The organism is Janthinobacterium goodfellowi, from assembly GCF_051380695.1.
GTDB lineage: Bacteria > Pseudomonadota > Gammaproteobacteria > Burkholderiales > Burkholderiaceae_D > Janthinobacterium.
On record NZ_JBNYXN010000002.1, the window covers coordinates 95,157 to 117,062 of the forward strand.

At 61.6% G+C, this 21,906-nt stretch carries 17 protein-coding genes; 13 read left to right on the forward strand and 4 right to left on the reverse strand.

Going from position 1 to position 21,906, the window contains the following annotated elements; all coding sequences use genetic code 11:
• The first annotated feature begins 115 nt into the window (after positions 1-115).
• The 5 genes from smc to def are packed head-to-tail and all read left to right on the forward strand — an operon-like array spanning position 116 to position 8,624.
• A complete protein-coding gene (gene smc, locus ACQ4WQ_RS08340) occupies positions 116-3,643 on the forward strand; it encodes a chromosome segregation protein SMC (RefSeq protein ID WP_436496105.1) in 3,528 nt (1,175 codons plus the stop codon).
• Positions 3,640-4,806, forward strand: a complete 1,167-nt coding sequence (locus ACQ4WQ_RS08345) for a cell division protein ZipA C-terminal FtsZ-binding domain-containing protein (RefSeq protein ID WP_436496107.1) — start codon at positions 3,640-3,642, stop codon at positions 4,804-4,806. Before smc ends, ACQ4WQ_RS08345 begins: the two co-directional genes overlap by 4 nt.
• A gap of 14 nt (positions 4,807-4,820) precedes the next feature.
• Entirely contained in the window at positions 4,821-7,172 is a 2,352-nt protein-coding gene (gene ligA / locus ACQ4WQ_RS08350; protein ID WP_436496109.1) for an NAD-dependent DNA ligase LigA, read from the forward strand.
• 25 nt (positions 7,173-7,197) lie between these two features.
• The gene (gene galU, locus ACQ4WQ_RS08355) at positions 7,198-8,091 is read left to right on the forward strand and encodes a UTP--glucose-1-phosphate uridylyltransferase GalU (RefSeq protein WP_436496111.1); all 894 of its coding nucleotides are present in this window, start codon (positions 7,198-7,200) and stop codon (positions 8,089-8,091) included.
• A complete protein-coding gene (def, locus tag ACQ4WQ_RS08360; protein WP_436496113.1) occupies positions 8,088-8,624 on the forward strand; it encodes a peptide deformylase in 537 nt (178 codons plus the stop codon). The genes galU and def overlap by 4 nt, the downstream gene beginning before the upstream one ends.
• Positions 8,625-8,702: 78 nt before the next feature.
• Here the strand turns inward: def and ACQ4WQ_RS08365 are convergent, their stop codons facing one another.
• The 4 genes from ACQ4WQ_RS08365 to map form a co-directional block, all read right to left on the reverse strand.
• Positions 8,703-9,467 (reverse strand): flagellar brake protein, encoded by a 765-nt coding sequence (locus ACQ4WQ_RS08365; RefSeq protein ID WP_436496115.1) that lies wholly within the window; start codon positions 9,465-9,467, stop codon positions 8,703-8,705.
• Positions 9,468-9,612: 145 nt separating this feature from the next.
• Positions 9,613-10,362: a pseudouridine synthase gene (locus tag ACQ4WQ_RS08370; RefSeq protein WP_034752263.1), complete on the reverse strand. Its 750-nt coding sequence runs from the start codon at positions 10,360-10,362 to the stop codon at positions 9,613-9,615.
• Positions 10,363-10,403: 41 nt separating this feature from the next.
• On the reverse strand, positions 10,404-12,971 hold the full coding sequence (locus ACQ4WQ_RS08375) for a [protein-PII] uridylyltransferase (protein ID WP_436496117.1): 2,568 nt from the start codon (positions 12,969-12,971) through the stop codon (positions 10,404-10,406).
• Between the two features lie 36 nt (positions 12,972-13,007).
• Complete coding sequence (map, locus tag ACQ4WQ_RS08380) at positions 13,008-13,820, reverse strand: type I methionyl aminopeptidase (protein ID WP_326459945.1); 813 nt, start codon at positions 13,818-13,820, stop codon at positions 13,008-13,010.
• A 400-nt stretch (positions 13,821-14,220) separates the two neighbouring features.
• Between map and rpsB the strand changes: the two genes are divergently transcribed.
• From rpsB to rseP, 8 genes are all read left to right on the forward strand, one after another.
• The gene (rpsB, locus tag ACQ4WQ_RS08385) at positions 14,221-14,973 is read left to right on the forward strand and encodes a 30S ribosomal protein S2 (protein ID WP_086137733.1); all 753 of its coding nucleotides are present in this window, start codon (positions 14,221-14,223) and stop codon (positions 14,971-14,973) included.
• Between the two features lie 158 nt (positions 14,974-15,131).
• Entirely contained in the window at positions 15,132-16,043 is a 912-nt protein-coding gene (gene tsf, locus ACQ4WQ_RS08390; protein WP_070221523.1) for a translation elongation factor Ts, read from the forward strand.
• A gap of 148 nt (positions 16,044-16,191) precedes the next feature.
• Complete coding sequence (gene pyrH / locus ACQ4WQ_RS08395) at positions 16,192-16,908, forward strand: UMP kinase (protein WP_034752258.1); 717 nt, start codon at positions 16,192-16,194, stop codon at positions 16,906-16,908.
• A gap of 166 nt (positions 16,909-17,074) precedes the next feature.
• Positions 17,075-17,635 carry a ribosome recycling factor gene (gene frr, locus ACQ4WQ_RS08400; protein ID WP_070221522.1) on the forward strand — a complete coding sequence of 187 codons (561 nt, stop codon included), beginning with the start codon at positions 17,075-17,077 and terminating at the stop codon, positions 17,633-17,635.
• Positions 17,636-17,734: 99 nt separating this feature from the next.
• Entirely contained in the window at positions 17,735-18,502 is a 768-nt protein-coding gene (gene uppS / locus ACQ4WQ_RS08405; RefSeq protein WP_326458617.1) for a polyprenyl diphosphate synthase, read from the forward strand.
• Positions 18,502-19,335, forward strand: a complete 834-nt coding sequence (locus ACQ4WQ_RS08410; RefSeq protein ID WP_326458618.1) for a phosphatidate cytidylyltransferase — start codon at positions 18,502-18,504, stop codon at positions 19,333-19,335. The genes uppS and ACQ4WQ_RS08410 overlap by 1 nt, the downstream gene beginning before the upstream one ends.
• A gap of 8 nt (positions 19,336-19,343) precedes the next feature.
• The gene (ispC, locus tag ACQ4WQ_RS08415) at positions 19,344-20,528 is read left to right on the forward strand and encodes a 1-deoxy-D-xylulose-5-phosphate reductoisomerase (protein WP_436496121.1); all 1,185 of its coding nucleotides are present in this window, start codon (positions 19,344-19,346) and stop codon (positions 20,526-20,528) included.
• Entirely contained in the window at positions 20,525-21,886 is a 1,362-nt protein-coding gene (rseP, locus tag ACQ4WQ_RS08420; RefSeq protein ID WP_436496123.1) for an RIP metalloprotease RseP, read from the forward strand. The genes ispC and rseP overlap by 4 nt, the downstream gene beginning before the upstream one ends.
• Positions 21,887-21,906 lie beyond the last annotated feature (20 nt).

Below are 21,906 nucleotides of genomic sequence, written 5' to 3' on the forward strand. Positions count from 1 at the left end.
ACCACTTTTTTGCGGCGAGCGGCCAGGCTGCCGTCGCAATGGTGCATCTGAACTGAATATGAACCGGGTTCGCCGATAATTCAACCGCCAGCATAGGCCAGGAACTCTAAAACACGTGCGTCTCTCTTCCATCAAGTTGTCGGGATTTAAGTCTTTCGTCGATCCCACCAATTTTCAGGTGCCAGGCCAGCTCGTGGGCGTGGTCGGACCGAATGGCTGCGGCAAGTCGAACATCATCGACGCCGTGCGCTGGGTGCTGGGCGAGTCGAAAGCGTCGGAATTGCGCGGCGAATCGATGCAGGACGTCATCTTCAACGGCTCCACCCACCGCAAGCCGGCCGGCCGCGCTTCCGTGGAACTCGTGTTCGACAATAACGACGGCAAGGCGTCCGGCCAGTGGGGCCAGTACGCCGAGATCGCCGTCAAGCGCACCCTGACGCGCGACGGCACCTCCACCTATTACATCAATGGCCAGCCCGTGCGCCGGCGCGACATCCAGGACATCTTCCTCGGCACGGGCCTCGGCCCGCGCGCCTACGCCATCATCGGCCAGGGCATGATTTCGCGCATCATCGAATCGCGCCCCGAAGAATTGCGCGTCTTCCTCGAAGAAGCGGCCGGTGTCTCCAAATACAAGGAACGCCGCCGCGAGACCGAAAACCGGCTGCAGGACACGCGCGAGAATCTGCTGCGCGTGGAAGACATCTTGCGCGAACTCAATGCCAACCTGGAAAAGCTGGAAGCGCAGGCGGCCGTGGCCACGCGTTTCCACGCCTTGCAGGCGGATCAGGAAGAAAAGCAGAAACTGTTGTGGCTGCTGCGCAAGAACGAGGCGCAAAACGAGCAGACGCGCTATTTCCGCGAAGTGGAGCAGGCGCAGACGGACCTGGAAGAGCAGACGGCCAAGCTGCGCAATGTCGAGCTGACCCTGGAACAGATGCGCCAGGCGCACTTTGCCGTGGGCGACCGCCTGCATACGGCGCAAGGCCATCTGTACCAGACGAACGCGGAAATCGGCAGCCTGGAAGCGCAGATCAAGTTCGTCATCGAATCGCGCGCCCGTTTGCAGGCCCAGCTGGCCACCCTGACGGCCCAGCGCGACCAGTGGAACAGCCAAGGCAGCGAATACCAGGAACAGATCGAAGAGGCGGAATTCCACCTCGAGGAACTGGCCGCCAAGGTGGAACAGTCGCAAATGATGGCCGAGCAGAAGGGCGAGCAATTGCCCGAACTGGATGCCGCCTGGCGCGCCGCCCAGAACAAGAGTACGGAATCGCGCGCGCGGATTATGCAGGCCCAGCAGCAGCTGGAACTGGAATCGGCGCACCAGCGCAATGCCTCGAACATCCTGGCCAGCCTGTTGACGCGCCGCGAGCGCCTGCAGCAGGAAAAGAACAGCCTGAGTTTGCCCGACAGCAGCCACCTGGAAAACCTGAAACTGCAGCTGGAAGAAAAGCAGCAAACCCTGGAAGAGCAGGGTTTCTATCTGGAAGAGGCGCTGGAGCAGCAACCGAAGCTGGAGCAGGAACGGGCCGAGGCGCAGGCGCAAGTCAATGCGGAAACGGCGGCCAACGCCCAGCTGGAAGCGCGTCTTTCTGCTTTGAAACAATTGCAGGAACGGGTGCAGACGCAGGGCAAGGTCCAGCCGTGGCTGAAAAAGCACGAACTCGATACCTTGCCCCGTCTGTGGCAAAAGCTGCAGATCGAAGCGGGCTGGGAAGCGGCCATGGAGTCGATCTTGCGCGAGCGTACGTCGGCCCTGCAACTGTCGAACATCGACTGGGCCAAGGCTTTCTTTGCCGACGCGCCGCCGGCCAAGCTGGCCCTGTACGCGCCATCGACCGTGGCGCCGCTGCCGCTGCCGGACGTGCCAGGCCTGAAACCGTTTTTGAACTTGTTGAAACTCAACGATCCCGGCTTGCGCGGCTTGCTGCAGGACTGGCTGTACAACGCCTACGCCGTGGAAGACGCGGCCGAGGCGCTGGCCGAACGGGCGAAATTGCCGCCGGGCGGCTATTTCGTCACGCGCGCGGGTCACGTGGTCACGGCCACCAGCGTGCGCTTCTATGCGGCCGACTCGGAGCAGGAAGGCATGTTGGGCCGCCAGCAGGAAATCGACAATATCGGCAAGCAGTTGCGCGCCCAGCAACTACTGGCCGAAGAGGCGCGCGCCCGTTCCGTGCGGGCCGACGCGGCCGTGGCGACGCTCACGCGCAACCTGTCCGACTTGCGCTTGCGCATACAGCAGCTCACTTCCTCCGTGCATACCTTGCAACTGGACGTGGTGAAACTGTCGGAAGTGGAAGCGCGCTTCAACCAGCGCAGCACGCAGATCGGCGCCGACCTGGCCGAGATCGCCGCGCAGGAAGCGGAGCAGCAGCAGATCAAGGCCGAATCGGAAGAGAAATTCGAGCAGCTGGACATGGAGCTGGGCAACCTGCAGGAAGCGCACGAAGACGGCCACACGGACTTCCTGCAGAAGGAACAGCGCCTGGCCGAGGCGCGCGAAGCCTTGCGCGACCTGGAGCGGGCCGCCAAGGACACGGAATACGCGGAAAAAGCCCACCGCGCGAAGATCGAGGAATTGCGCCGCAATATCGCCACCGCCAGTACGCAGGCCCAGCAAGTGACGGCCAGCCTGCAGGCGGGCGAACTGGAGCTGGCCAACCTGGAAAGCGGCGCGGCCGCCGACGGCTTGCAGGACTTGCTCGAGCGCCGCACGACGCAGGAGAAGGCGCTGGCCGACGCGCGCCACGAACTCGATCAGATTACGCAGCAACTGCGGCTGTCCGAAGATGCGCGCACGCAATCGGAACGCAGTCTGCAGCCGCAGCGCGACAAGATCATGGAAATGCAGCTCAAGGAACAGGCCGCGCGCCTGAACCAGGAGCAATTCGCCCAGCAATTGCTGGAATCGGGCGCCGATGAAGCGGCCCTGACGGAAAAACTGCATCCGGACATGCGCCCATCGTATCTGCAGGGCGAAGTGACGCGCCTGACCAATGCCATCACGTCGCTGGGCGCCGTCAACCTGGCCGCGCTGGACGAACTGGCGCAGGCATCCGAGCGCAAGAATTTCCTCGACGCCCAGAATGCCGACCTGACGGAAGCGATCAACACGCTGGAAGACGCGATCCACAAGATCGACAAGGAAACGCGCGACTTGCTGCAAGATACGTTCGACAAGGTCAACCACCACTTTTCCGAGCTGTTCCCCATCCTGTTCGGCGGGGGACAGGCCAGGCTGACCATGACGGGCGACGAGATTCTCGATTCCGGTGTACAAGTCATGGCGCAGCCTCCCGGCAAGAAAAATGCCACCATCCACCTGTTGTCCGGTGGAGAGAAGGCGCTGACCGCGACCGCATTGGTGTTTTCCATGTTCCGCCTGAATCCGGCACCGTTCTGCCTGCTCGACGAAGTCGATGCACCGCTGGACGATTCGAACACGGAACGCTTCTGCCGCATGGTCAAGCGCATGTCCGACCAGACCCAATTCCTTTTCATTTCGCATAACAAGATTGCGATGGAAATGGCCCATCAATTGATCGGTGTGACGATGCAGGAGCAGGGCGTATCGCGCATCGTGGCGGTGGACATGGAGTCCGCCGCAAATTTTGCAACCGAGGCACAAGCAGCATGACAGACCTTCAAATTACCTTGTTCGGCGCCGGCGGCGTCTTTATCGTCGGTGTTTTCTCCTACAACAAATGGCAGGAATACAAGGCCAAGAAAAGCGTGGAGCGGGCTTTTTCCACCGACCACGATGACGTGTTGATGCGCGACGGCGATGCGCCGGCAGTGGAAACCCAGGAACCCGTCTTGCGCCAGGAGCCGCGCTTTGACGCTGCGCCCGCCGCCAAGGCCGAACCGTCGTTCGGCGCGCCGCCCGCTAGCGCCGTGCCCGACGCCCCCGTGCATGCGGAACCGTCGCTCGGCGATGCCGGCGTGGAAGCGCCTGCTGCCGTGGCCGCGCCGCTGCAGCAGGAAGTGAGCGCCGCCAGCGAGCAGGCGACCAGCCTGGTCGACCCGCTGATCGATTGTCTGCTGCCTTTGTCGCTGGAAGCGCCCGTACGCGGCGACAAGATCCTGCCCGTGCTGCAAACCCTGCGCCTGGTGGGCAACAAGCCCGTCCACTTCATCGGTTTGCACGTGAATGGCGACTGGGAACCGATCACGCATGGCGGTGTCTACACCAAGATGCAGGGTGGCGTGCAGCTGGCCAGCCGCAGCACGGCCCTGAATGAACTCGAATACTCGGAACTGGTCACACGCCTGCGTGGCGTGGCCGACGAGATCGGCGCCGAGCCGGAAGTGCCCGACATGATGGAAGTGATGGCCGAAGCGCGCAATCTGCACCGTTTCGTCGCCGGCCACGACGCCCAGCTGGGTGTCAACCTGCATACGAATGGCGCGCCATGGGCCATTTCCACCTTGCTGTTCGCGCTGGAAAAGCAGGGCTTCGACGTGCGTCCGGACGGCCGTTTCGTCATGCCCGACGGCGAAGGCAGCTATCTGTTCTCGCTGTCGACGAATGTCACCCTGGCCGAGGAAACCACGCCCCGTTTGACACTGCTGCTGGATGTGCCATGCGTGGCGCCCGCGCGCGACGGTTTCGGCGCCATGGTCGCCTGCGCCAAGGCGCTGGTGGGCCGCCTCGACGCCACCATCGTCGACGATTACAACCAGGCCCTGTCCGATGCGGCGCTGGCCGAGATCGCCGGCCAGGTGCAAGAGTTTTACCAGGAAATGGATGCGGCCGACATTCCGGCCGGTTCCACCCGCGCCCTGCGTTTATTTAGCTGAAGAATTCCGCAACAATGACTGATCCGATCAACCAGGACGCCGCCGCTCGCGTCCTGGCACTCACGGCCGAACTCAATCGGCACCTGCACGCCTACCACGTGCTCGACAATCCCATCATCCCCGACGCCGAGTACGACAAGCTGTTCGTCGAACTGCAGGCGCTGGAAGCAGCCCATCCCGACTTGCTGCAACCGGATTCGCCCACTCTGCGCGTGGGCGCGGCGCCCCTGCCGCAATTCGAGCAAGTCACGCACACGGTACCGATGTTGTCGCTGAATAATGGTTTCACCGATGACGATATCGTCAATTTTGACCGTCGCGTGCGCGAAGGCCTGGGCCTCGATGCGCAGGACGTCGCGTATGCGGCCGAAGTGAAATTCGACGGTCTGGCCATCAACCTGCGCTATGAGCACGGCCTGTTCGTGCAGGCCGCCACGCGGGGCGACGGCGCCACGGGCGAAGACGTGACGGCGAATATCCGCACCATCGCCGGCATCCCGCTGCGCCTGCAGGGCGACCGGATTCCCGCCTTGCTCGACGTGCGCGGCGAAGTAATGATGTTCAAGGGCGATTTTGCCCGCCTGAACGAACGCCAGCGCGAGGCGGGCCAGAAGGAATTCGCCAACCCCCGCAATGCGGCTGCCGGCAGCCTGCGCCAGCTCGATTCGCGCATCACGGCGCAGCGCAAGCTGCGTTTCTATGCCTACGGCATCGGCGCCCTCGATGGCGCCGCCATGCCGGTGTCGCACTCGGCCTTGCTGGACTGGTATGAAACCCTGGGCATCCCCGTGTCCAAGGAGCGCAGGGTGGTGCAGGGCGCGCAGGGCTTGCTCGCATATTACGCCGATATCGGCGCGCGCCGCCCCGCCTTGCCGTATGAAATCGACGGCGTGGTCTACAAGGTGAACGCGACGGAAGACCAGCAGGAGCTGGGCTTTGTGTCGCGCGCGCCGCGTTTTGCGCTGGCGCACAAGTTCCCGGCCGAAGAGGCGCTGACGCAGGTGCTGGGCATCGACATCCAGGTGGGCCGCACGGGCGCGATGACGCCCGTGGCGCGCCTGGCGCCCGTGTCCGTGGGCGGCGTGACGGTGACCAACGCCACCTTGCACAATGAGGACGAAGTGCTGCGCAAGGATGTGCGCGTGGGCGATACCGTCGTCGTGCGCCGCGCCGGCGACGTGATTCCCGAAGTGCTGAGCGTGGTGCTGGAGAAGCGTCCTGAACAGGCGCCGCTGCCTTTCAAGATGCTGGAAGCGTGCCCCGTGTGCGGCTCGCACGTGGTGCGCGAAGAGGGCGAGGCCATCGCCCGCTGCTCGGGCGGCCTGTTCTGCTCGGCACAGCGCAAGGAAGCGTTCCGCCATTTCGCGGGCCGTCGCATGATGGATATCGAGGGATTGGGGGAACGTTATATCGATACCCTGGTCGAACTCGAATATGTGCATGGCCTGGCTGACCTGTACAGCCTGACTTTGGATAAATTACTGGAAATGAAGCTGCGCGCCGACGAACGCGACGGCTCGACGCCAGAGACGGTACAACAAGGCAAGATTCCCACCAAGTGGGCGGAAAACCTGCTGGCAGGCATCGAGGCCAGCAAGCGCCCGCCGCTCGAGCGTTTCCTGTTTGCGCTGGGCATCCGCCACGTGGGTGAATCGACGGCGAAGACCCTGGCCGAGTGGCTGGGCAGTCTGGCCTATGTGCGGCAGGCGCCTGCGGCCTTGCTGCGCGTGCTGCCCGACATCGGCGGCATTGTGGCCGAGTCGATTGCCGATTTCTTTGCCGAAGAAAAGAACCAGCAGGCGCTGCAGGCATTGCTGGATGCGGGTGTCACGCCGCAGGGCGAACACCCGCCCAGCGCCAAGTTGCGCACGCAGCTCGAACAAACCACCTTGCTGGCCGCCATCGGCATCCCGAAGCTGACGGAGCCGCGCAGCAGGCAGCTGGTAGAGCGGGGCGTGACCCTGGCCAGCCTGGCGTCGCAAGGCGCCAGCTTCCATGCGGGCTTGCCCGCCGCCGTGGCCGAAGCGCTGGCGCAATGGCTGGCCGATGAGGGCAATGTCAAGCTGCTTGGTCAACTGGACGCCCTGCGAAATGAATTACTGTCACAATTGCCTGAAATGCCAGCCGCTGGCGGCAAGGTGGATGGCAAGACTTTCGTTTTGACGGGCACCTTGCCCAACATGAGCCGCGACGAAGCCGCGGAGCTGATTGAGGCGGCCGGTGGCAAGGTCAGCGGTTCAGTGTCGAAGAAGACAGGCTATGTCGTGGCCGGTTCGGACGCCGGCAGCAAATTGGCCAAGGCCCAGGAACTGGGTGTGCCCATACTCGACGAGGCTGGTTTGCTGGCCTTGCTCGCGCAAGACTAATTATTCAAAACATTACAAAATATCCATGAAAAAAATCAAAAAAGCAGTCTTTCCTGTCGCCGGCCTGGGCAGCCGTTTCTTGCCTGCGACCAAGGCGCAACCGAAGGAAATGTTGCCCATCGTCGACAAGCCATTGATCCAGTACGCGGTGGAAGAGGCGGTGGCGGCAGGCATCACGGAAATGATCTTCATCACGGGCCGCAACAAGCGCGCCATCGAAGACCATTTCGATACGGCCTATGAGCTCGAGTCGGAACTGGAAGCGGCCGGCAAGCGCCAGTTGCTGGAAATGGTGCAAAACGTCATTCCCAAGCATATCAATTGCATTTACATACGCCAGTCGGCGCCGCTGGGCCTGGGGCATGCCGTGCTGTGCGCGCGCCCCGTGATCGGCGACGAACCGTTTGCCGTGCTGCTGGCCGACGATTTCATGGACGTGGAAGAAGGCGTGCGCCCCGTGCTGGCGCAGATGACCGATGTCTTCCAGTATGAAAATTGCTCGCTGCTGGCGGTGCAGGACGTGCCGCGCGCGGAAACCAAGCAGTACGGTATCGTGTCGGCAAAGAATTATCAGCCCGACCTGGAGCTGGTTTCGGCCATTGTGGAAAAACCCGCGCCCGAAGAGGCGCCATCGACCCTGGCCGTGGTGGGCCGTTATGTGCTGACCAGCCGCATCTTTAATCACCTGGAAAATATCGGCACGGGTGCCGGCGGCGAAATCCAGCTGACGGACGGTATCGCCGCCCTGATGCGCGAAGAACGCGTGCTGGCTTACCGCTACCAGGGGCAGCGTTATGACTGCGGCTCCAAACTGGGTTATCTGAAAGCAACGACGGCGATGGGCATGAAACATCCGGAAACGGGCGCGGCCTTCCGTACTTATCTGCAAGAACTGCAAGCGGCAATGGAAGCAAAATGACGGTACGTGAAATTCTGAAGATGGGTGATCCGCGCCTGTTGCGGATGGCCGAGCCCGTGCGTGAATTCGATACGCCCGAATTGCATGCCTTGATCGCCGACATGTTCGATACCATGCATGCGGCCAATGGCGCGGGCCTGGCGGCGCCGCAGATCGGTGTCAACCTGCAAGTGGTGATCTATGGTTTCAAGCAGAACCTGCGCTATCCCGACGCGCCGCAAGTGCCGGAAACCGTGTTGATCAACCCCGTGCTGACGCCTCTGTCGGAGCGCAAGGAAGAGGGTTTCGAGGGCTGCCTGTCGGTGCCCGGCCTGCGCGGCAGCGTGCCGCGCTGGAGCGAGCTGCACTATGAAGGCGTCGACCAGTTCGGCCAGCCGATCAGCCGCGACTGCGACGGCTTCCATGCGCGCGTGGTGCAGCATGAAGTGGACCATCTGCACGGCATTTTGTATCCGATGCGTATCGTCGACTTCACGCAGTTCGGTTATACCGAGGTCATGTTTCCGGATATCGACCCAAACGACGACGACTAGGCGCCGCATTCCTGTCGACGATAAAACAATGGCCGCGCAGCATCAGCTGGGCGGCCATTTTTTATGCGTGCAGCGAATTTAGCGCACCTTGCGGCCGCTGCCCATGTTATCGAGCAGCACTTTCAATTCATCCTGCATGGCCTGCGTCAGGTTCAGGAAGCGGCAGCCGATCTGCACCTGTTCGCCCAGCAGGAAGGAGCGGAAGGTGCGCGACAGGCGGATTTCCAGGTCGGCGATCATGACCTTGTCCGGCCCCAGTTCCAGGCGTACGCGCGACAGCTTGCGCCCCACGTACAGGCCCACCGTGTCGCGCGGGTGGGCGCGCATGCCGATGCCGCCGGCCGAGAAATCATACAGCTGCAATTCATACGGACGCCCCTCGAGCACGAAGGCGGCCAGGTAGTACACGCCCAGCGGCGTTTCCAGGCGCGTCGATTCGCGCCGTTCCAGCACCAGGCAATGACTGGGGAAGTTCGTCAGGTAGACGTTCGGCCGTTCGGGATACGCTTGCCATTCGCCATTGATGGTGAATTGCAGTTTGGCGCTTTGCACCCACGACACAAACGTGGCGCCACCCGGGGGCAGGGTCGCGCCTTCATTGAGTTCCAGTACGAATTGCGGCAAGTCATCGTCGACGGACAGGATGCGCGCCATGATGACGTCTTCGCCGCCCGTCGGGTAGATGGAAATGGCATCGCCATTGTCAGCCAGGCTGCACAGGGTTTCGCCGATATCCCACGGATCGCTCATATGGTGCGGCTTGGTGCCGGGCGCCATCGGCTCGGCCACGTCAGCCAGGCTGGGCGCGCCTTTGCGCAGGGGATTGGGGATGGGATCGTTCACGACAGCGTATCTCTTTTATTCTAATGGGGAATAGTGTATAGGTTTAAAGCAATATTTACTAAGTAAATCACAATAATTGTTTTTATATCACTATATTCCTGTTGCTTATGTATCCTGGACTGGCATGCCGGCTTGATGTCGCCGCTTAAAACTGTTCGTCCGCGCTCAGGTAACGCCATTGGCCCGTCGGCAAGTCGCCCAGCTTGACCTTGCCGATGCGTACGCGTTTCAACCCCAGCACTTTCAGGCCCACGGCTTCGCACATGCGGCGGATCTGGCGTTTCTTGCCTTCGCGCAAGGTGAAGCTCAGCTGGTCTTCATTTTGCCAGCGCACCTTGGCCGGCAGCAGCGGCTTGCCGTCGAGCCACAGGCCGTGGTTGAGCTTTTTCAGCTCGCTGTCGGGCAGGGTGCCGCCCTTGGTGTAGCTCACGCGCACCAGGTATTCCTTGTCGATGTCGGTATCGTGGCCGATCAGCTGCTTGGCCACGCGCCCATCCTGCGTCAGGACCAGCAAGCCGACGGAATCGATGTCCAGGCGGCCGGCGGCCACCAGGCTGCGCAGCTGGGTCGGGTGGAACTGTTCCGGGCTGCGGTCTTCCGCCCAGCGGTTTTCCGCCTTGATCAGGGCCACGGCGGGCGTGTAGCCGTCTTCGGCCTGGCCGCTGACATAGCCGACGGGTTTGTTGATCAGCACGGTGACGCGCTTCGATTGCTCGGCCGCCGCCTGGCGTTCCACGGTGACGCGCTGGCTGGGGTAGACCTTGCTGCCCAGCTCGGATACCACCTTGCCATCCACGCGGACCCAGCCGCGGGCGATCCATTCATCGGCTTCGCGGCGCGAGCACAGGCCCAGTTCGGACATGCGTTTGGACAAGCGTAATAATTCTTCGGTCATGTTGTTTCAGTTTCAGTAAGGGTAGGCGTTGCGCGGTAAGTCTAGACTTTCAGCGCATCGAGTAAATCGGTTTCCAGCAATATCTGGTTGCGGGCATTGTTGAGCGCAGGGCCGTCGACGAGGAAGACGTCTTCGACCCGCTCGCCCAGGGTCATGATCTTGGCCGTGTGCAAGTTGATGCGGTACTTGGTCAGCACGTTGGCGATCGCGTACAGCAAGCCCGTGCGGTCGTTGGCGGCCACCGACAGCAGGTAGTACTGGCCCTTTTCATCGGGCCGCAAGTCCACCGTCGGCTGGAAGGGGAAGGTGCGCGACAGGCGCGACAGCCGTCCCTTGCCCGGCGGCGGCAGCGGCGTCTGCGACTGCAGCAGTTCGCCCAGCTCATGCTCGATCAGGCTGATGATGTCGCGGTAGCTCTTGGCGAAGTTCTGCTCGGTGACGAGGAAGGTGTCGAGCGCATAGCCATTTTTCGTCGTGTGGATCTTTGCGTCGAGGATGCTGAAATTCTTGCGGTCGAAATAGCTGCAGATGCGCGCGAACAGGTCGGGCTGGTCGGGAATGTACACGGCCACCTGCAAGCCTTCGCCGATGGGCGCCAGCCGGCATTTTACCACCGGCAACTTGCTGTCGAGCTTGTCATACAGCGAGCGCGTCTGCCAGGCGATGTCGGACGCGTCGTGGCGCAGGAAATACGCCACGTCCAGCTGCTGCCACAGTTTCAGATGGGCGTCCGGCGGCAAGCCGTACAGGCGCAGGGTGGCCAGCGCTTCCTGCTGGCGGTTCTTGAGCTCGCGGTCGGCCGTGTGCGGCTCGCCGCCCAGCACGCGCAGGGTGATCTTGTACAGGTCCTCCAGCAGCTTGCCCTTCCAGGCATTCCACACCTTCGGGCTGGTGCCGCGGATGTCGGCCACCGTCAGCAGATACAGGCCCGTCAGGTGGCGCTCGTCCTTGACCACTTTCGCAAAGGCAGCGATGACGTCGGGATCGGACAAGTCCTGCTTTTGCGCCACTTGCGACATGGTCAGGTGATTTTCCACCAAGAAAGCCACCAGTTCCGTGTCTTCTTCCGACAGGCCGTGCTCCTGGCAGAACTGGGTGGCGTCGGCCACGCCCAGCTTCGAGTGGTCGCCGCCGCGGCCCTTGGCGATGTCGTGGAACAGGGCCGCCACGTACAGCAGCCACGATTGCGAGAAATCGGCCATCAGCTGGCTGCAGAACGGGTATTCGTGCGCGTGTTCGCTCATGGTGAAGCGGCGCATATTGCGCACCACCATCAAAATGTGCTGGTCGACCGTGTACACGTGGAACAGGTCGTGCTGCATCTGGCCCACGATGCGGCGGAAATTCGGCAGGTAGCGCCCCAGGATGCTCATCTCGTTCATGCGCCGCAGCGCGTGGATGATGCCGACCGGGGCTTGCATGATGCGCAGGAAGAGGGCGCGGTTGACGGGATCCTGGCGGAAAGCGGCGTCGATCTTGAAGCGCGCGTGCCACAGCGCCCGCGTGGCGCGCGACGTCATGCCCTTCAGGGCCGGGCGCTCCGTCATCAGGACGAAGATTTCCAGCATGGCCGACGGGTATCGTTCGAACGTATCGTCGGCGCTGATGTCGATCAGGCTGTTGACTTCATTGAAGCGTTCGTTGATGGGCACTGCCACGTCGTCTTGCGGGAACAGCCGTGCCTCGATGTTTTGCAGCAAAATCGTGTTGAGCTGGGTCACCGTCTTGGCGGCCCAGTAATAGCGCTGCATCAGGAATTCGCTGGCGCGGCGCATGTGCGGCCCGCTGCCTGTCGCTTGCAGGCCCAGCGATTCGGCGATCGCCGTCTGCACGTCGAACACGAGGCGGTCTTCGCGCCGCCCTGCGTGCAGGTGCAGGCGCACGCGGATATCCTTGAAGGCGCGCTCCTTTTCCATCAGCTGGCGCGCTTCCGTCAGGGTGATCAGGCCGCCCGTGGCCAGCGTGCGCCACGAGTTCGCCAGGCCGGCCGCCTTGGCCACCCACAGGATGACCTGCAGGTCGCGCAGGCCGCCCGGGCTTTCCTTGCAATTCGGTTCCAGGCTGAAGGCCGTGTCTTCGTATTTGGCATGGCGCTGGCGCATTTCCGCCGTTTTTGCCTGGAAGAAGGCCTGCGGGTCCATCGCCGCGTCATAGCGCTGCTGCAATTGTGCGAACAAATCCGCGTTGCCGCACACGAGGCGCGCTTCGAGCAAGCTCGTCTGCACGGTGATGTCGGCCTTCGATTCGACCAGGCACTCGTCGACCGTGCGGATGCTGTGGCCGATTTCCAGGCCCAGGTCCCACAGCAGCTGCACCAGTTCCTCGAGCTTTTCCTGCGTGGCCGCATCGGGCGCCTGTTGCAGCAGGATCAGCAGGTCGACGTCGGAATACGGAAACAGTTCGCCGCGGCCATAGCCGCCCACCCCCACCAGGGCCGTGCCTGGCGGCAAGCCCGCTTCCTGCCACGCGCGCGCCAGCACGCCATCGACGCTGTGACGCAGGCTGCGCAGCAGTTTTTCAGGCTTGCCGTCGGCCTGGAAGGCCGCAATGACGACCTGGCGGTCGGCTTTCAGTTGCTGTTTCAGCTGTTCCCGAACTTGCTTTTTCATCTGGGCCCTGGGTGGCGGTGGGTCGGGTTTGATCGATCAGGCTTTATTGACGATAAAGGCGGGCGGCGGCGGCATGCCGGGCGAGACGGTCAGCACTTCATAGCCCGTTTCCGTGACCAGCACTGTGTGTTCCCATTGCGCCGACAGGCTGCGGTCCTTGGTTTTGATGGTCCAGCCATCGTTCATTTCGCGGATTTCGCGCCGGCCCGAGTTGATCATCGGCTCGACGGTGAAAATCATGCCCGCTTCCAGGCGCTCCAGGGTACCTGGTTTGCCGTAATGCAATACCTGCGGTTCTTCGTGGAAGACCTTGCCGATGCCGTGGCCGCAGAACTCGCGCACCACGCTGTAGCCGGCTTTTTCCGCGTGCTGCTGGATGGCGTGGCCGATATCGCCCAGGTGGGCGCCCGGCTTGATCTGGTCGATGCCCAGCCACATGCACTCATAGGTGATCTCCGACAGGCGCTTGGCCAGGATGGTCGGCGTGCCGACGAGGAACATGCGGCTGTTGTCGCCGTGGTAGCCATCCTTGATGACGGTGATGTCGAGGTTGACGGAGTCGCCGCTCTTCAAGACCTTGTCGCCGGGAATGCCATGGCAGATGACGTCGTTGACGGAGGTGCAGATGGCCTTCGGGTAGGGCGTGTAGCCGGGCGGGCAGTAGTTCAGCGGGGCAGGGATGGTGCCCTGCACGTTGACCATGTATTCATGGCAAAGGCGATCCAGTTCGCCCGTCGTGACGCCGACCTTGACGAAGGGGGTGATGTAGTCGAGCACTTCGGCGCCGAGCTTGCCGGCAACGCGCATGCCTTCGATGTCGGCGGCGGTATTGATACGGATGGTGGACATGGTGTAATTCGCAATCTGCAAGAATTCAGGTGAAAAGCACAGACGATTCCTGCTGTATGGGGAAAAGTCTGCAAATATCTCGAAATTATAAACGAGGCGCCCTGAATCCGCCGCCTCCTTCCTATGGACGGGAAGGGAATTATGCGTGGAAAACGGATGAAAAGACGGTGCCGCCACGCCTTGCACCATCATGGTGCGTTAGGTGTTTCCATAGCGCGCGCGATTTGCGGCGTGGGCTTGATGCTGCAGGCATTTCAGTGTAGAATCCCGGGTTGCTTGAATTCTCTTTTAAGCAATGCAGTAAAACAGTGTCTTTAATTTATATAAACACGCGAATCCGGTCGACAAGGGTGCCTGTATGGTGACTGATCGGATTCCAGACCCAACCCTGGAGTTAATAATGTCCGTAACAATGCGCGAAATGCTGGAAGCCGGTGTCCACTTTGGTCACCAAACCCGTTTTTGGAATCCAAAAATGGCACCGTTCATCTTCGGCCATCGCAACAAGATCCACATCATCAACCTGGAAAAAACCATGGCGATGTACCAGGACGCAATGAAGCACGTGCGTCAACTGGCTGCAAACCGTGGCACCATCCTGATGGTTGGCACCAAGCGTCAAGCTCGCGAAATCATCGCTGCTGAAGCACAACGCGCTGGCGTGCCTTTCGTTGATCAACGTTGGTTGGGCGGCATGCTGACCAACTTCAAAACGATCAAAACCTCGATCAAGCGTCTGAAGGACATGGAAGTGATGATCGAAGACGGTTCGATCGAGAAGCTGTCGAAAAAAGAAGCGCTGATGTTCTCCCGCGAAATGATCAAGCTGCAAAAATCGATCGGCGGCATCAAGGACATGGGCGGCGTTCCTGACGCAATCTTCGTTGTCGACGTCGGCTACCACAAAGGTGCGATCACCGAAGCAGCTAAACTGGGTATCCCGGTCATCGGCGTTGTCGATACCAACCACTCCCCAGAAGGCGTGAACTTCGTGATCCCAGGTAACGATGACTCCTCGAAAGCCATCATGTTGTACGCTCGCGGTGTTGCTGATGCAATCATCGAAGGCCGTGCAGCTGCCGGTAACGAAGTTGTTGAAATGGTTAAAGCAGCCGCTGGCGACGAATTCGTCGAAGTAAACGAACAGGCTTAATGGCCAGGCTATCGCAGGATAGCCGTTTGTAAGCACAGCAGTAAGGGAAAAGGGGTGGCAGCAGCTCCCCCTTTTTTTTAACAAAAAAACGATAGTGACCGCTGGCGAGGCATGCATGCCCGGCCGCGACTATCGACTCACCGAATCAGGAGAAACACATGGCAGCGATTACAGCAGCGATGGTAGGCGAATTGCGCGGCAAAACCGACGCACCAATGATGGAATGCAAAAAAGCACTGACCGAAGCCGAAGGCGACATGGCGCGTGCGGAAGAGATCCTGCGCGTCAAGCTGGGCGGCAAGGCATCGAAAGCATCGGCACGCATCACCGCTGAAGGCGTCGTGGCAACCTACATCGCCAACGGCGTAGGCGCCCTGGTCGAAGTGAACTCGGAAACCGACTTCGTTGCGAAAAACGACGATTTCCTGGCACTGGCCAACAACGCTGCCCGTCTGGTAGCGGAACACAACCCGGCTGACGTCGCTGCCCTGCTGGCCCTGCCACTCGACGGCAAGACCCTGGAAGACGTGCGCGCTGCCCTGATCGGCAAAATCGGCGAAAACATGACCATCCGCCGCTTCCAGCGTTTCGAAACCAGCGCCAAGCTGGCTTCGTACCTGCACGGTTCGCGCATTGGCGTGATCGTCGAATTCGACGGCCCTGATGAGCAAGTGGGCAAAGACGTGGCCATGCACATCGCTGCCATGAAGCCAGTGTCGCTGTCGTCGAACGAAGTGCCAGCGGAACTGATCGAAAAAGAGCGTTCGGTTGCACAACTGAAAGCCGAAGAAGACGCAGCCAAAGCGGCTGCCGAAGGCAAGCCAGCGCAATCGCCGGAAATCCTGGCCAAGCGCCTGGAAGGTTCCGTACAGAAGTTCCTGAAAGAAGTTTCGCTGCTGAACCAGGCTTTCGTGAAAAACGACAAGCTGTCGGTTGAGCAAATGCTGAAGGCGGCTAACACCAGCGTCAAAGGTTTTGCCATGTACGTGGTAGGCGAGGGCATCGAGAAGAAGCAAGACGACTTCGCAGCAGAAGTCGCAGCACAGATGGCTGCCTCCCAGGGAGCGTAAGTAAAGCGGGCCGAGAGGCCCGTTTTTTTGGCCCGCCCGCACCTGTCGTGCCGGGCGGCGGCATGGGCAGCTTCCACCCGCCTATCCGGCGCTGCAAGGCGCTGCGCCATGTCATACTCGAATAACCTCATTTATGGAGCCCCAGCTCATGTCAAAACCAGCCTACAAGCGCGTCCTCCTCAAGTTGTCCGGCGAAGCCCTGATGGGCGATGATCCCTACGGCATCAACCGCGCCACGATCGAGCGCATGGTGGCCGATGTGGCCGAGGTGGCGAAGTTGGGTGTGGAACTGGCAATCGTGATTGGCGGCGGCAATATCTTCCGCGGCGTCGCGCCTGGCGCGCAAGGCATGGACCGTGCCACCGCCGACTACATGGGCATGCTCGCCACCGTGATGAACGCACTGGCCTTGGCTGATGCCATGCGCCATGTCGGCATCACCGCGCGCGTCATGTCGGCTATCGGCATCGAACAAGTGGTCGAGCCGTACGTCCGCCCGAAAGCCCTGCAATACCTGGAAGAAGGCAAAGTGGTCGTCTTCGCCGCCGGTACCGGCAATCCGTTCTTCACCACCGACACGGCAGCCGCCCTGCGCGGTTCCGAGATCAGCGCCGAGATCGTCCTGAAGGCCACCAAGGTCGACGGCGTCTACACGGCCGATCCGAAGAAGGATCCGAACGCCACCCTGTTCCACACGATTACGTTCGACGACGCCATCGCCAAGCACCTGCAAGTGATGGATGCCACCGCATTCGCACTGTGCCGCGACCAGAAACTGCCCATCAAAGTGTTTTCGATCACCAAGCCAGGCGCGCTGATGCGCGTCATCATGGGCGAAGACGAAGGCACCCTGGTTCACGTTTAAGGGAAGCGGAGCACCGGGAAACCGTCCATGGCTGCGTTGCAGCGCCTCGCCGTACATTCGGCGCTGCGCCTTGCCCTGAGCGGTTTTCGGCACTCCCGGCTGCGCTAGTGTTCTCATCGCAAGCGAAGTAGCAATATTCATTATTATCAAGACAAGGAGTACAGCAATGTCCTTAGCTGACGTTAAGAAAAATACCCAGGAACGCATGACGAAGTCGCTGGAAACACTGCGGGCCGATCTGGCCAAAGTGCGTACCGGCCGCGCCCATACGGGTATCCTGGACCACGTGATGGTCGAATACTACGGTTCGCCGACGGCGCTGACCCAGGTGGCCAACGTGACCCTGATCGACGCGCGCACCATCGGCGTGCAGCCGTACGAGAAAAAGATGGCCAACACCATCGAAAAAGCCATCCGCGACGCCGACCTGGGCTTGAACCCATCGGCACAGGGCGACCTGATCCGCGTGCCGACGCCGCCGCTGACGGAAGAGCGTCGCAAGGAAATGGTCAAGCTGGTCAAGAGCGAAGCGGAAGACGCGAAGATTGCCGTGCGTAACATTCGCCGCGATGCGAACGAGTCGCTGAAGAAGCTGGTCAAGGAAAAAGCCTGCTCCGAGGATGATGAGCGCCGCTCGTCGGAAGAAGTGCAGAAACTGACGGACAAGTTTATTGCCGACATCGACAAGATGGTTGTCGATAAAGAAAAAGAAGTGCTGACTGTCTAGTTTTCAGTACTTTTGACGCTGCCCGGGAAAGCATGGCTTTTCCGGGCAGTGCTATTTGGCGCATAATAGTTATCTTTTATTTTTGGTATTCGTGTTTTCATGATCTATTCGAGTTCGACAACGGCAGTACCTGAGGTGGGCACGGTGCCGCGCCATGTGGCAATCATTATGGATGGCAATGGCCGCTGGGCAACCAAGCGCTTCCTGCCGCGCGTGGCAGGCCACGTCAAGGGGGCGGACACCGTGCGCCGTGTCGTCGAGACTTGCCTCGACCGGGGCATCGAATATCTGACCCTGTTTGCCTTCAGTTCGGAAAACTGGCGCCGCCCGGAAGAAGAGGTGTCGATGCTGATGCGCCTGTTCGTCACGATGCTGGAACGCGAGGTCGTGCGCATGCACGCCAACGATATCCGCCTGAAGGTCGTGGGCGACCTGTCGCGCTTCAATGAGGAGCTGCAAACCCTGATCGCCAACGCGGAGCGCAAGACGGCGAACAATACGCGCCTGACGGTGTCCATCTGCGCCAACTATGGCGGCCGCTGGGACATCATGCAGGCAGTCAACAAAATGACGGCCGAGGCTGCAGCCAATGGCCAGAGCGCCGGACACGCTTACACGGAAGAGCAACTGGCGCCGCACCTGGCCATGGCCTATGCGCCCGAGCCCGACCTGTTCATCCGCACGGGCGGCGAGCAGCGCATTTCCAATTTCCTCCTGTGGCAACTGGCGTACACTGAGTTGTTTTTTACCGAGACTTTCTGGCCCGACTTCAATGACGAGTGCCTCGACGCGGCAATCGCGTCTTACCAGCAGCGCGAACGGCGCTTTGGCCGTACCAGCGCGCAATTAACCGAAAAGACAAACTGATGCTGAAAACACGGATAATCACCGCCCTGGTCCTCCTGGCGGTCTTGCTGCCGGTTCTGTATCTGAATTATTTCCCCGCCTTCGCCGTGATCGCCACGGCGTTCTTCGGCGCCGCCGTCTGGGAAAGCTTCCGCATCTTCAAAAATCGCCAGGCGCTGCTGATCGCCGCCGTCTGGACTGCCGCCTTCGCCTATACGTTTTTTGTCGGTAACGGCATGGCGCAGCTCAATTTCTGGTTCGCCCTGTGCGTGGCCATCTGGCTGATCCGCTTCGTGCCCTCGCTGGCGACGGGCTTGCCGCCCACCGAAGGCCTGGGCAATACCTTGCTCAGCCTGGTGTATCCGGTGACCATCGTCGGCTGCTTCGTCGCCATCATCGCCTTGTTCCTGCATAGCCCTTTGTACCTGCTGTCCGTCATGGCCCTCGTGTGGATCGCCGATATCGGCGCCTATTTCTCGGGCAAGGCGTTCGGCAAGCGCAAGCTGGCGCCGAGTATTTCCCCTGGAAAATCCTGGGAAGGCGCCATCGGCGGCGGCATCGCCGTGCTCGCCATTGCCGCCATCACCATCGTGGCCGCGCCATCGCTGCCGGTGCTGCAAGACACCTTTGCCGTGCAGCTGCAATTGCGCCGCGGCTGGCTGGTGGCCTTGCTGGTGCTGCTGCTGGTCGTCGCCGCCAGCATCGTCGGCGACCTGTTCGAATCCCAATTGAAACGCCGCGCCGGCATCAAGGACAGCAGCAACCTGCTGCCCGGCCATGGCGGCGTACTCGACCGTATCGACGCGTTGATCCCGGTCCTGCCATTTGCCGCCCTCGTGGCCAGCTGGCTTTAAGGAAACTCATGCAATACATCACCATTCTAGGCGCGACCGGCTCGATCGGCGTGTCCACCCTGGACGTGCTCGCGCGTCATCCGGAGCAATACAGCGTGTATGCGCTGAGCGCCCACAGCCGTGTGGCCGAACTGGCCGCCCAGTGCCTGCAATTCCGTCCCCGGCGCGCCGTCGTCGGCACGGCGGATGCCGCCCTTGAACTGACGCGCTTGCTGAGCGGGCAGGGCGTCGATACGCAAGTCGAGTACGGCGAGGAAGCCCTGTGCGCCATCGCCAGCGCAGCGCAGGTGACGGGCGTGATGGCAGCCATCGTCGGCGCCGCCGGCCTGGCGCCCACCCTGGCTGCTGCGCGTGCCGGCAAGAAAGTATTGCTGGCCAATAAAGAAGCGCTGGTCATGTCCGGCCAGCTGTTCATCGATGCCGTGCACGATAACGGCGCCGTGCTGCTGCCCATCGACAGCGAACATAACGCCATCTTCCAATGCATGCCGCACGCCCATGGCCGCGCGCCTGGCGCCGCCGGCGTGGCGAAAATCGTGCTGACGGCTTCCGGCGGCCCCTTCCTCACGCGCGACGTCGAGACGCTCGACACCGTCACGCCGGACCAGGCATGCAAGCATCCGACCTGGGCCATGGGACGCAAGATTTCCGTCGATTCGGCCACCATGATGAACAAAGGCCTGGAAGTGATCGAGGCGCACTGGCTGTTCGGCGCCCCGGCCGACCAGATCGAGGTGCTGATCCATCCGCAAAGCGTGATCCATTCGATGGTGTCGTACATCGACGGTTCCGTGCTGGCCCAGCTGGGCAATCCGGACATGCGCACGCCGATCGCCCATGCGCTGGCCTATCCGCAGCGCATCGCTTCCGGCGTGGCGCAGCTGGACCTGGCGCAAGTGGCCACCCTGCAGTTCGAACGTCCGGACTTCCGCCGTTTCCCCTGCCTGGCACTGGCCTTCGACGCCTTGCGCGCGGGCGGCACGGCGCCGGCCCTGCTCAACGCGGCCAATGAAGTGGCCGTGCAAGCTTTCCTCGACGAGCGGATCGGCTTCCGCCAGATCGACCGCGTCATCGCGCACGTGATCGAGACGGTGCCGCATGGCGCCGCTTCCAGCATCGAAGCCGTGATGGAGCAGGACCGCCTGGCCAGAGCGGCCGCGCAAGCGTATATCGCGCAAAGGCTGGCTGCATGACGCTCATCACCACGTTGCTGGCCTTTATCGTCGCGCTCGGTTCGCTGATTACCCTGCACGAGCTGGGCCACTACCTGGTGGCGCGCTGGTGCGGCGTGAAAGTGCTGCGTTTCTCGATCGGCATGGGGAAAGTGGTGTATTCGCGCAAGTTTGGCAAGGACCAGACGGAATGGGCGATTTCCGCGCTGCCGCTGGGCGGCTATGTCAGCATGCTCGACAGCCGCGCGCAAGACCTCAGCGATTTGCCGGAAAGCGAATTGCGCCGCGAGTTCACGCGCCAGAGCGTGTGGCGCCGCATCGCCATCGTGGCCGCCGGCCCGCTGGCCAATTTCCTCGTCGCCATCGTGCTGTACGCGGGTCTGTTTATGCATGGCATCGAAGAGCCGTCTAGCAAGCTGGGCCCCGTGGCCGAGCAGACGGCCGCCTATGCGGCCGGCTTGCGCAGCGGCGATACGGTCGAGTCGGTGAATGGCAAGGCCGTGGCCAGCTGGTCCGAACTGCGCTGGGAACTGATCCAGGCCACCCTCGACAAGTTGCCGGCGCGCATCGAAGTGCGCCGTCCCGACCGTGGCCAGCAGGAAGCGACCTTGCCGACGGCCAGCCTGACGGAGACGGACCTCGAAGGCGACGTGCTGGGCAAGCTGGGCCTGACCATGGCCCGTTCCGCGCCCACCCTGATGGAAATCATGCCCGGTGGCGCCGCCGCGCGCGCCGGCCTGCAAAAGGGCGACGAGCTGCTGGCCATCGACGAGCAGCCCGTGCACGACGTGGCGGCCGTCATCGCCACCCTGAGCCAGGCACCGGGCCGGACCCTGCAATTGCAGCTCTTGCGCCAGGGCCAGGACCTGACCTTGCCCATTACGCCGGACGCCGTGCCGGGCGCCGGGGCGGAGGGAGCTGTAACAGTTGGTAAGATACAGGCAAAGCTGGGACAGGTGCCGGATATGATCACCGTGGCATCGGGACCATTCTCTGCCGTAGGCAAGGCGTCCGCCAAGGTCTGGGATACCAGTGTCATGAGCCTGAAAATGCTGGGTAAAATGATCACGGGCCAGGTGTCGCTGAAGAATGTGACGGGGCCCATTACCATCGCCGATTACGCGGGCCAGACGGCGCGCATCGGCCTGGTAAGCTACCTGAGCTTCATCGCCTTCATCAGTATCAGTCTGGGCGTGATGAATTTGCTACCCATTCCTGTTCTGGATGGCGGGCATTTGCTGTATTATTCGCTGGAAGTTTTGACCGGACGCCCCTTGCCGGAGCGCGTAGGCGAGATTGCCCAGCGCCTGGGGATCGGTTTGTTGCTGACCTTGATGGTGCTTGCCGTCTTTAATGACGTGTTGCGATTGCTGAATTAGGGCGGTGGTTGATGCCATTG